Origin of the sequence: Helicobacter cynogastricus, assembly GCF_900197855.1 — a bacterium.
Classification (GTDB): Bacteria; Campylobacterota; Campylobacteria; order Campylobacterales; family Helicobacteraceae; genus Helicobacter; species Helicobacter cynogastricus.
In genome coordinates, this window is the sequence record NZ_FZMQ01000001.1 from 1 (window position 1) to 10,673 (window position 10,673).

General features: G+C 40.4%; 12 protein-coding genes and 1 pseudogene. 2 read left to right on the forward strand and 11 right to left on the reverse strand.

Annotation, left to right across the window (positions count from 1 at the left end; all coding sequences use genetic code 11):
• The 7 genes and pseudogenes from C6H00_RS00005 to C6H00_RS00040 all read right to left on the reverse strand — a co-directional run.
• Nucleotides 1-305 (reverse strand): annotated as a pseudogene (locus C6H00_RS00005) (phage tail protein); the annotation flags it as partial.
• Nucleotide 306: 1 nt separating this feature from the next.
• Nucleotides 307-489, reverse strand: a complete 183-nt coding sequence (locus tag C6H00_RS00010) for a hypothetical protein (RefSeq protein WP_324728113.1) — start codon at nt 487-489, stop codon at nt 307-309.
• A 287-nt stretch (nt 490-776) separates the two neighbouring features.
• Entirely contained in the window at nt 777-1,082 is a 306-nt protein-coding gene (locus C6H00_RS00015; RefSeq protein WP_104749024.1) for a hypothetical protein, read from the reverse strand.
• 233 nt (nt 1,083-1,315) lie between these two features.
• A complete protein-coding gene (locus C6H00_RS00025) occupies nt 1,316-1,678 on the reverse strand; it encodes a holin (protein ID WP_104749026.1) in 363 nt (120 codons plus the stop codon).
• Nucleotides 1,671-1,910: a hypothetical protein gene (locus C6H00_RS00030; RefSeq protein ID WP_104749027.1), complete on the reverse strand. Its 240-nt coding sequence runs from the start codon at nt 1,908-1,910 to the stop codon at nt 1,671-1,673. The genes C6H00_RS00025 and C6H00_RS00030 overlap by 8 nt, the downstream gene beginning before the upstream one ends.
• Nucleotides 1,910-2,344: an N-acetylmuramoyl-L-alanine amidase gene (locus tag C6H00_RS00035; protein ID WP_104749028.1), complete on the reverse strand. Its 435-nt coding sequence runs from the start codon at nt 2,342-2,344 to the stop codon at nt 1,910-1,912. The genes C6H00_RS00030 and C6H00_RS00035 overlap by 1 nt, the downstream gene beginning before the upstream one ends.
• Nucleotide 2,345: 1 nt before the next feature.
• A complete protein-coding gene (locus C6H00_RS00040) occupies nt 2,346-2,891 on the reverse strand; it encodes a DUF4376 domain-containing protein (RefSeq protein WP_104749029.1) in 546 nt (181 codons plus the stop codon).
• Between the two features lie 55 nt (nt 2,892-2,946).
• On the opposite strand from C6H00_RS00040, the gene C6H00_RS00045 reads away from it, so the two are divergent.
• Both C6H00_RS00045 and C6H00_RS08460 read left to right on the forward strand, forming a co-directional pair.
• Nucleotides 2,947-3,630 (forward strand): hypothetical protein, encoded by a 684-nt coding sequence (locus C6H00_RS00045; RefSeq protein WP_158655688.1) that lies wholly within the window; start codon nt 2,947-2,949, stop codon nt 3,628-3,630.
• Nucleotides 3,627-3,773 (forward strand): hypothetical protein, encoded by a 147-nt coding sequence (locus tag C6H00_RS08460; protein WP_158655690.1) that lies wholly within the window; start codon nt 3,627-3,629, stop codon nt 3,771-3,773. Before C6H00_RS00045 ends, C6H00_RS08460 begins: the two co-directional genes overlap by 4 nt.
• 270 nt (nt 3,774-4,043) lie before the next feature.
• On the opposite strand, the gene C6H00_RS08920 is transcribed toward C6H00_RS08460, so the two are convergent.
• From C6H00_RS08920 to C6H00_RS00070, 4 genes are all read right to left on the reverse strand, one after another.
• Nucleotides 4,044-4,169 carry a hypothetical protein gene (locus tag C6H00_RS08920; RefSeq protein WP_267891962.1) on the reverse strand — a complete coding sequence of 42 codons (126 nt, stop codon included), beginning with the start codon at nt 4,167-4,169 and terminating at the stop codon, nt 4,044-4,046.
• Nucleotides 4,170-5,105: 936 nt separating this feature from the next.
• Nucleotides 5,106-5,777, reverse strand: coding sequence for an outer membrane protein (locus C6H00_RS00055; protein ID WP_233704322.1), 672 nt, complete (start codon nt 5,775-5,777; stop codon nt 5,106-5,108).
• Nucleotides 5,778-6,413: 636 nt separating this feature from the next.
• Entirely contained in the window at nt 6,414-7,976 is a 1,563-nt protein-coding gene (locus tag C6H00_RS00065) for a replication initiation protein (RefSeq protein WP_104749032.1), read from the reverse strand.
• A gap of 654 nt (nt 7,977-8,630) precedes the next feature.
• A complete protein-coding gene (locus C6H00_RS00070; RefSeq protein ID WP_104749033.1) occupies nt 8,631-10,274 on the reverse strand; it encodes a phosphoethanolamine transferase in 1,644 nt (547 codons plus the stop codon).
• Nucleotides 10,275-10,673 lie beyond the last annotated feature (399 nt).

Below are 10,673 nucleotides of genomic sequence, written 5' to 3' on the forward strand. Positions count from 1 at the left end.
ACCTTTTTAAGGGCATTCACCCCGTCTAAAACCGCTTGCTTATTGGCCGCCTCATCGGTGTCTTTGTGGAATGCGCTTAGAACAAACTGGCTTTCAATGCCAGTAGCCTCAAAGTCCTTTAAGGTCTCTTTGATTGAGCCATCTTCGACCAATTTGAGCGCACTCTCAAGATTGTTGGCCACATGAATACCCTCAATCTTAGTGTCATCTCCAATAATGGCAATGGGCTTAGAATTGCCAATTTTGACCGGGGCGGGGGCTAGGTTTTTAAACTCTATATTGATCCCATACTTGCTCTGTGCCATCTTAATTTTCTCCTTTTTTGTTAAGATTGCCTTCACGACAAAAGGCTAAATCTTTTTCTAAAAGCTCTGCATAGATTAATAGGGCTTTGATGTTTTCAGAAATGATGGGGCTAGCTAGCGCGGGTCGCTCTAATTTGGGGATTTGGCACTTAGTAGGAATGTAGACGGGTTTATAGACACGCACACAGCCACCAAACAAAAGAGAGCACAAGAGAAAAAAGCTATAATGGCACCGGATACCATGGCATTTCTTCTTTGGGTATTTGGAGTATGGTGCTTTTTTGCGCTTCAGGGTCAAGGAGAGTAGCGGGCGACCTCCTAGAAAGGAGAGAAGCCATGAAAGTCTTGATGATTCTTGTGGTCTTAGCGGTCTTAATACCCACGCCGCTATATTAACCTTATTTAAGGTTAGCCCGCTTAGGCGGGCCCTACCACAGGAGTCATTGTATCCTTTCAAACTTGAAGCAAACATTAATGCCTCCCCCCAAACACATCTAAACTTCTTTTAATCGCCTTTAATTCGTGCTCGCAAGTGCTATCTTGAGCGCGCACATGTTCATACCTCTTTGTAACCGCGTCCTTTTGCTCTTGCAGGCGGGTTACATAGTTGTTCACATCGATATTTTGCTCTAAGATGGCCTTATTTTGCGCTTCTAGGCCCATTTTGCAGGTCTCTCTTTCAATGATGAGCTTATGCCCAAGCCATACACTGCCCCCCAACGCCCCAACGCCTAGTAAAAAGAGCAGAGCCAAGAGGAGCGCGCGCAGATCAAACACCAACACGCCTTAAGGGGTGAAAAAAAGATTTTAAGATAGAATGAAAGAGCCCCTCTGTGCTTGCAGGGGGGTAAGCCAGCTTCAGGAGGTTTGCCATGAAAAGGCATGGCAAAAATCCCTTGCGCGCATTTTGCCTTAAGTTCTCTTTTCTAGGGCTTAAGTTCGTCTTGAAATTCAAGCGATAGCGTGAGGTATTCCCCCGTTTTTGCGGGGGTTTCCTTAAAAGTATGGCGCTACTTATCACCTTTCTCCTCCTCTTTGCTAATGCCTAGTTTCTTACGGATGAGCTTTAAACCCACTTCTCCTACCACTTCAGCCCCCATATAACCCACGCCACCACTAATGGCAGTGGCTAGGCCTAAGGGCAAGTGCAAATAGTAATCAATGAACTCAAAACTCACCCAAGTAGTCATCATAGATGAGCCCACCCCCCAAATCACATATCTAATCCTATCTCCTAGCCCGCTCAAGGCCTCATCTTTGATAGACTTGAGCACAAACAACCAGCCCACACAAAAGCCTACAAAGAGCACTAAGATATAGGGCAAGATAGCGCGAAACTCCACGCCCAAAATAAGAAAATCCTGCTTAGTCATTCTCAAAGTGCCGTCTAATTTTTCCTTGCAAACTATCTAACTTCTGCTCTAAAACCTGCACTTTTACTAAACTACGGTCTAATCGCTCCTCTGTTTTGCCAATTTCATAGACTAAAAAGCCCAAAGAGCCCGTCTGCAAAGCATTGAGCAAAATGAGCAAAAAGCCAATAGAGACCATGCGATCTAATTTGCGCATGGACACCTGCGCGCATGGGGGTTTGACCTCTTTCATCAGGCAATCCCGCTTTCTTTAATGAAGCTTTTGACATCAAAACAGGGGCACTCTTTGCCCTTGTCTAAATCCCTATGCCCGCAAAAGGTGGCTGAAGGGTATTTTTTGGCAAGCTCAACACAGAGCTTTTTAAGAGCCTCAACTTGTTCAGGGGTGCGCGTGTCTTTGGGCTTAAGGGTTTTGGCATCCTTGCCTCCAATGTAGCAAATGCCCAAACTCCCGCTATTGTGTCCTCTAACATGCGCGCCCACTTCATGCTCTTGTCTGCCTTTTTCAATGCTTCCATCTAGCAAGATCACATAGTGGTAGCCAATCTGATCAAAGCCTCTTTCTTTGTGCCATCTATCAATGTCCCATTTGTCATGAGGGCGTCCCTCTGGGGTGTCGCTACAATGAATGACAATACGGTTGATGTTTTGGTGTGTTTTGGTCATGTTAGTCCTTGAAGTCTTGTATTTGAAATGCTTTAAGACTGGGGTAGTCGCTCAGTGTCTCAACTTGCGCCTTTTGCGCCCCAAAGAAGTTAAGCACTTTGGCCTTGTGTGCCATCCCCGCACTAAACACCTCTTCTAGTTGCGCTCTTGTGTGCATTTTGTAGCTTTTAAAGGCCTCATCTTGTCCTTTGCATCTAATGGGCGTATCTAACCCTGCTTGAAGTGCACCACTTAGATTGAGCTGATCTTCTAGGCGCAGATCGTAGGCATGCAAACTGCCCAGTGCCGCACTGCTAAACCCGCGCTTCAAAGACTCTTGCGTCTTGGCATCTATTTTGAGCACCAAATTTCGCTTAAGCTCTCCAATCTGCGCATTCTGCAAAAGAATATGCGCGCTCTGTAATTGCCCTACGCTAAGAGGCTTAGAAGTTCTAACCCCCCATGTATCTGTCGCCTTGTTGTAGGTCAATACAGCTCCCGCTGGTAAGATTTCCCCGCTAGGCTCTAACTTTTGCTTCACCCTTTCAAAGTCTAGTTCAATGTCCATGTTCTCCTACCTTATGCGGTAATAAAGACCTCTTAAAATTCACGGAAACTGGTGTATGGTTAAAGATGCAATGAGTCCAGAATACTTTGAGAGCATCGCCAAAGATAGACGAGATAGGTTTTTAAAACAACACATCAATGAAATTGAAAAAAGCCTCAATAAAGAACTCAAGCCCATTCTTGCCACAATAGAAAAAGCTAGTGAGTGGGATCACAAAGCCTTGTTAGAGGGGATAAGAGGGCTAGAGAATGGTATTGGCAAATTAGCTGAGGAGTTTAAAAACAGCGATGCATATGGGCAAATGCTAGAGACAGCCAAAGGGGATACCCAATACTACAAGGGTAGAAACTTGAGGCTTACAACGGAGCTAGAAAAGAATGGTAAAAAGATTAAAACTCTTGAGGAGGAGAACACCAAGTTTAGAAACACCGATCTACGCTTGGAGAACAATGTGCAGAAAACTAAGATTACAGAACTTAAAAGCCAAATAGAGAGCTTGCAAACACAAAAAGATGATTTACAAAGAGAGCAAGATAAATCACGAACAGAGCTGACAAACACACAAACGCAATTAAACGAGCAAATTGCCATAACCACACAGCTAAAGACAGACTTAAAAAAATCTTTAGCAAGCCAACAAGGCAAGGGGGAGGGGGATTTAATATTGGTAAGAATGTTTTCTAAGCATACTAGAAGCCATTCTAAATGGCAAAAGAGCTTAAAACAAGGGGGTTTATGAATGACTTAAAACCTAAAAACCCTAGCAAGACACAAGATAATACCACACCAAGGCATGCTTTTGTTGTTTTTTGGGCTTTATCTAGAGCTAATCTAGCTTTTGTAAATACTCTGCAAGGATTATCTCTAGCTGTTTTTTATTGATTTTGTCTGTGGCTATATCTAACACTAAGGGCTTAAAAAATTTTTCACAATCTGCGCCAATAGGCTTGTCAAAGGGTGGAACTTCATACAAGAAAAGACAAGATGCGCCAATTTAGATTCAAAAGTGGGATAATAAATGTCGTTTTGAATATTGTTTAAAGCACTCTGCAAATACCCAAGACTTGTGCGATTGTAACCCCTCAGCCCTTGTGTGATCTCTAGGATTTCATCATGGATTTCAACCGCAGTTCGCAGATCGAGATAAAACACCTACTTTTGCGCCAATCGTTGATAAACCGCCAAGATTTCAGGGTTTTTCAGTCTCTCTTTACATTCGGCACGCACTTTTTGGAGTTTTTTAGCGTATTCTTGGAAACTTGGTTTTTGTGATGGCATGGACATCCTTTTAAAAAGGCATTCTGGCATAACTAAACCACTCAAGACACAAGTCACGCTAGAAGCCACTCTAAAGAACCTATAGAACACAAAGGCTAAGCTAGAGACAAGTCAAGAGACTCTGGATTCATTGCATTAAATTCAAAGATGAACTCATTACGCAATTGGCTAAGCCAATCCTGAAAAGTTTTGAGTCTTACTAGCTAAGGAACTAGGTCCTACTGCGCCCACAGAAATAAGTATTCTCTCTCATGTGTGTTCTAGGCGTTGGAAAACCCTAGATCAGCCCTGAGCCAACCTACATAGAGATGATCACCAGTGCAATATTTGGGGTTAGCATAGTTATCTAGGCTAGGTGTGTACATGGTCTGGATTAGATTAAGAACAAAAACGGGTTATCTTAGGTGAATGAATCATTAAGATTAGATAACAACTCCAGGCCATAGGTAATTTTGCATAATCTGCTTCCAAAAATTGTATTCTTTGCTCAAGTAACCTACGCAATTGCCTGCGGTATAAACGATCGACAGGTAAACATAAGTGTCATTTTCAGAGAGCAAACTGATATATTGCTTTTGATAAGGAACTAAGGCTGTAGAAATATTCAGCAAAGAAATTTGTTTAGAGTTTAGTTGAATGGATATTAAGACGAACCAGTAAAATAGTCTTTAGATAGGACAACACTACAGAGATAATTTCATCCGTCATGCCCCCTAGAAAGCTCATACAGCGCAACTTAATCCAAACTCCAATTCCCCACCCTAAATCACGCTTGGAGAAGATTCTGAGCATTCTATGCCCACTTTTATCCCCTCCAACCTTCAAAGTTAACTAACCAGTCGTCATTAGGGTATCATGCACAGGCTCATCATGACCAGTTTGCCCTGCGGAGCCTGTGTCAAGTAGAACTAAGATTTTTGTGTTTTGCTCGTCGCCTTAGAAATTGTACACATAGTTGGCATAAATGGCCACTGTACGTCTAAAGACAATGGTCATTTTATCACCTAAATTCCCATTACCCGTCCAACCATTCCCATTTCCTAGGGTGTTACGCACTGTGTAGTAAGGATCGTTGATGGTAGGGATGCGCACACCAAGCTCAAAGCCTTGATGCTTGGTAAAGTTTGTTCTAAAGCCAATGTTAACAATGAATTGCACATAAGTAGGGCTAAAGGTCGCTTTGCCTCCCTTGCCTGGCAGATTAGCTTGTTTTGCAGAATCAGAGTAATATTGGTTTAAGGTTTGACATGGACCTATTGGGCTACCAGTGTCTTGATTTTGTTGTTGCCATTGACATGTTCCATTATAGTAGCTTTTGCCCTCTAACCAGCTACTCCCCCCAATCATCACACCTGCAAAGACCCCAAAAGTGTGCTCGTTCTTTTCATAAAAGTTAAAGAGTGCGTCTATCCCCACACCGTAAAATAAATTGGCAGAAGGTTGCTTAATGTAAGTCCAAGCAGTAGGGTTATCATTATTATCGTAAGCTGTAGCGTACTTGTATGATCCAGGTCCGCCTTGACCGCTAAAAAAACCATAGTAACGCAAGCCAAAGCGTTTTTTTATTGCCAAAGAATTGTTTGTATCCAAACTGAATATCCGCCCCAAAGAGATTGCCAGTGAAAGGAATTTTAGTAGTGGAAGCAGGAACAGAGACTGTTCCTGTCCCCTGACATGCACCACCGTTATAGTTATCGCAGTAAGAATAAGCCACAGCAGAGTTTGTTTGAGCTCCCGTGAAGTTAGAATACTGAAAACCCCCCTCTACAAACGCCCCGTTCTCTTCAGCACTTAGGTTTGACACACACACACACTACAAGCCATAGTCCTTCTTAAGAACATACAAACCCTTTTTTTGTTGAATTTCAAGAGAGACGGTATTTTAACTAAATTTTTTGCTTTTGAGCATTATCTAAAGAAAAAAGTGGTAAAAATGACAATCTAGCACCCCACAAACCACTCAAAATCAAACACAGCGATTCTAGCCCCATAAGTCTCATTACCCTTGATAAATATTTCTAAACCCCCACCTTTTGTGTGTCGTTAACAATTCTTAGTTGCACTATCCTTTTTCTTTATGTCCTGTTTTGTAGATATTTTTACATATTTCAAATGCATATCTATGTTTGGTTTTTTATCAGTTTCTTCCTCTCTTCTAATGTATTTCACACATTCCACCAAATGATGAAATTTACCTGCAAATACCACACCTCTTAAACCTCTCAATTCCCTCATAATATTTGCCTAATGCGCATTCTTGACAAAATTTGCAATAAGATCCTCATGGTCTTTAAAAATGTGTGTGAAATAATCCGACCCCTTAGCCTTGAATCGCTCTAAGTGTTCTGTGCAATAGCTCGCATAGATGCGATCATTAGGGTGTGTTGGAGTGAGTTGGAATAAGCACACGATGGAGGGGTTATTGCCTTGTCGCGTGAGTATCTTGATTAGTTTAACATTTTGAAAGATATGTTCTGGATTTTTAATATAGAGCGAACCACTCAAACCGCAGAAACTGTTTAAAGCTATGCGTTCCGCTTTGTTATAAAATCCTAACTGGGCCTCTCTCTGTTCTCTAACTTGTTGAGCTTCTTCTTTTTGTTGTTGGTTTAAAGTGTCTTGAATGCGGTTTTGAGTTTGTCTTTTGAATATAGTTTTCTGCATGCTTAAGTGGGGGTGGGGCACAAAGTAGAAGGTAATACCCACAATTTTACCCCCCCTTCCTTTCTTTTGCTTTTCGTAACGGATGGATTCGTAAGGGAGAGTGCGATCGGGGTTTTCATGATTATATTCCTCTGGGGCAAGTTCTTTGCAGGCAGGTTTTAAAACGCGTTCTTCGACCATATCTATGCGCATGTTTTCTGGAATACCCATGAACTCTTTGAAGCCTTCAAAGTCGTGGGTGTAAGTATGCACCTCGCACATACCCACTTTGTTTTTAATATCCTCAAAGCGCACTAAGAGTCGATACAAAGTCTTGGCATACTTACTTCTTAGGGATATGAAAGTTTGGAGTTGGAAGGCAGTAAAATTAGCCTGTAAACCATTGAGAAGATAAGTAAAATACGGGTGATTGACGCGTACTTCTATGTCTTTAATGTGTGTCTTTTGATCGTCATGGTAATTGATAGCAAAAGTTCTAAATAACATATGATTTTCATCGCGTCTGGGCAATAGTACCCAGAAATTGGCTGCTTTAATCTTGTTCCAAAGCATCTTTGTGATCCTAACTAAATCCCTGTTGCCAATGTCAAGATTACCGATGAGTTTTTTAATTTCTTGAGGGTTGAAGAGCACCAAAGTATCCCCATGATCTTTGAGCTTGTTAAAAATACTAAAAAGGAGGTTGCTCTCCCATGCACCCAGTTTGCCCAAATTAACCTTATAGATATCATTGTGCAACACCACCTGCCCGGGATTAGAAATGGTCAAATCTTTAGCTAAAGTGGATGGAAGTTTGTGGACCGCAAGCACTTCTTTCTTTTCTGTAGCTTGTTGTTCTTGTAAAAATCCTTGCGTATTAGAGACTAAGGTTTCTTGAACCTGTTTTTGAACTGAGGATTCTTGTAAAATTCTTTTAGGAAATTGTTGTGAATTTTCTTGTTGCGAGTCAAGAGGAGACAAAGACTCCGTAAGCTGCTTTGTTGTTTGACTATCATAAAGTAGAAGCAATTCCTTAAGAGCTTTTTCCTTCTCTTTTTTGATAAGCTCCTTGATCCCAAAACGAATAGTCGGATCTTCCAAAATCTTGTTCATCCCTCTTATCTGCTGTTCTAGCTGGTCTGTAGCATCATAGTCTGTACGCATTTTGCGCCTTTTTGAGAATATTGATACGCTATTTTAACATAAACACATCATTAAAGATACTTGTTGTAAAAATTCCAGTAAATGTTGGCGATAAAGCCAGTAAATGTTGGCGATAAAGCCAGTAAATGTTGGCGAAATACCAGTAAATGTTGTGGATAAAAAATTTCTAGGCGAAACCAACCTCGCATAGTACGGGGCTAAAAACACAAAAAAAACGGCCGTACAAATATATTTACAAATATTTTACAAATCTTACGCATGCGTGAATCAAAAACTCTTAAGAAAAGTTTGCGTTTCAAACGATATATCACTTAGAAAAAAACCATCTGTGGGGGAGACCCCCACACCCCCCTATGCTTTTAAGGTAAAAAAATACATAAGAAACGCTTCTGAAATCGTTGACCGAGTATAGACAAACCTTTTAAAGGATTGTAGCGTTGTATGGATTATGAAGTGTTCTAGGAGGATCAAATGAGGGTATAAAACATAAAGACAAGTGAGCACCTACACCACAATACAATAATTGAAGAGAACATAATCCATGAGCAACAAGTATGCACTAGCTATGGTAATACACACCAAGTTTTGTTAGTTTTTAAAACAAAAGCACTAACTAGGAACACATCCTAAATCGCTCTTTGCACAATATAGCAACTAGGGCTCATAAACATGACTTTTACAAAACACTCGTTTTCTCTTCATGTCAAAGCTGGTGCTAAAAAGATTTTTAAATTCGATATTGTCTTTAGTATGAATGCCCATAAGGGGTAGCAAACTATGGAGCAAATCGTCTGTCATAAAAGGCTTATCCGCTGCTTGAGCAATAGCTTTGACTTTATCGGGATACTTCTGCTTGAATTTATCTGTAACATAAACTATAAAAGGGATTTCAACGGCATAATTAGAACACTTATGCGCATAAGTATGTCCACTTCTAAACATGTCCTGCCCATGATCAGAGAGATACAAAATGAGGGCGTTTTTATCCTTAAAAAAGTCAAAAATCTCTTTTAAAATGTGGTCGGTGTAATAGATTGAGTTAACATAATCAGCTACAATTTGTCTATCTTCCATATTCTGCACTTGTAAACCTTTATAATGAAGGCCTTTTGGGGTGAATTTGGCAAAATCTGGAGTGAAGTGATCTTTATAAATCCAATGGTTACCTATGAGGTGGAATAAAATAAAGTTTTTAGCCCCCAAATTGGACTCAATCTTGCTTTTATAAGTATCAATAAGAACTTGATCTTGATACTCATAATTAGAGTTGGTCCAATAAACATGATCGAAAGAATGAGCAAGAAGTGAAAAAGCGTTGGTATGATAAGAACTTTCTTGATTATCCAACCAAAAAGTGGTGTAACCGGCGACTTTAAGGATCTTGCCAATGCTCTCTGTAAGATACCATGGAGTTTTGCTGTTCTCTACATTAGAATAATTTAGAAGAACTTGGAAGACGGGTAGGGTGTAGGCAAACGGAGCAATTACATTGTTAAAGAGAAAGAAATGACCCCCCCCCCCCCCATTAATTAACTGACTGAAAAATGGCGTGTTGGGCACGCCGTAGCCATAAACTCCCATAAAAGAGCGCGATGCGCTCTCACCTACAATAAGAACTACATTAGGTGGGGTGTCTGGATCAACATGAACATAATCCTTAGCTAGAGGCCGTTTGAGTTGGTCATATATTGCTTGAATTTGGCCATGTTCTTTAGCATTAAATGCAACTAGAGTGATCTCTTTGACAGAGGGAATCACCTGTGTGGATAAAAACCGGTAAAAAAGACGCATATCTTTATCTGAAGAATAATACCCCTTGTAAGCATGCAATGCATGGACTAGAAGTAACACTGCAAAGATCGTTTTAACACCCCTAGATTTAAGCACTACTTGAAAGCGCAACGATGCAAGTCCTACACACACTGCTATGACTATCAAAAACAATAGAATATGCGGAATGAATTGAGAGGTAAAAAAATCACGGATTTCCGTCCAGTGACTTGAAAGGATAGTATTGACAAGCGATTCAGTCAACGCCATGTTGAAATAATACGATGCAAAAAACTCACTAAAAGCGAAAGTCAAGGTGATTGTTAGCACAATATTTTTAAGTGCTTGTAACACAGTGCGTTGTTTGATGAAAGAAAGTCCCCAGTAGATCAAAAATGTAAGAAAAAAACTATAAAAAGCAACCTTGCCTGCATAAAAATGCCCGTATTGTGTTTGGGCATTAATGTTGAAAAACACCACTAGCACAGGAGCTAGCCACATCAAGAAAAATCGCATATCTAAAACCATCGATACTCCTAAAAACTTAAATGAACAATAAGCAAAATTATAGTCATAAAAATTCCAACTTTACAAGGTAAAATACAAATTAGACAACTTTAACTATCATGACTTACCCTAAATCTCATAAAAAGGAACTCTACATGACTTTCAAAAGAACAGCGGCAACTTCTCTCTCTCTCTCTCTCTCTCTTTGTATGTGCGTCTCTTTTAAATGCTGAAAATAGTGGAATGTATATACAGGGTGGATTTCAGTATTCAAATTTTGCCGGTAAGGTAACCACAAATAGCACAGCTTACACGCGAAAAATAACTAATGATGAAAGTATCAAGTTTGATGGATCAGATATTGTAGGTTTGAGCGCTGCAAACAATGAACCCGGGAGACTTTTATCTAATTTTTTCCCA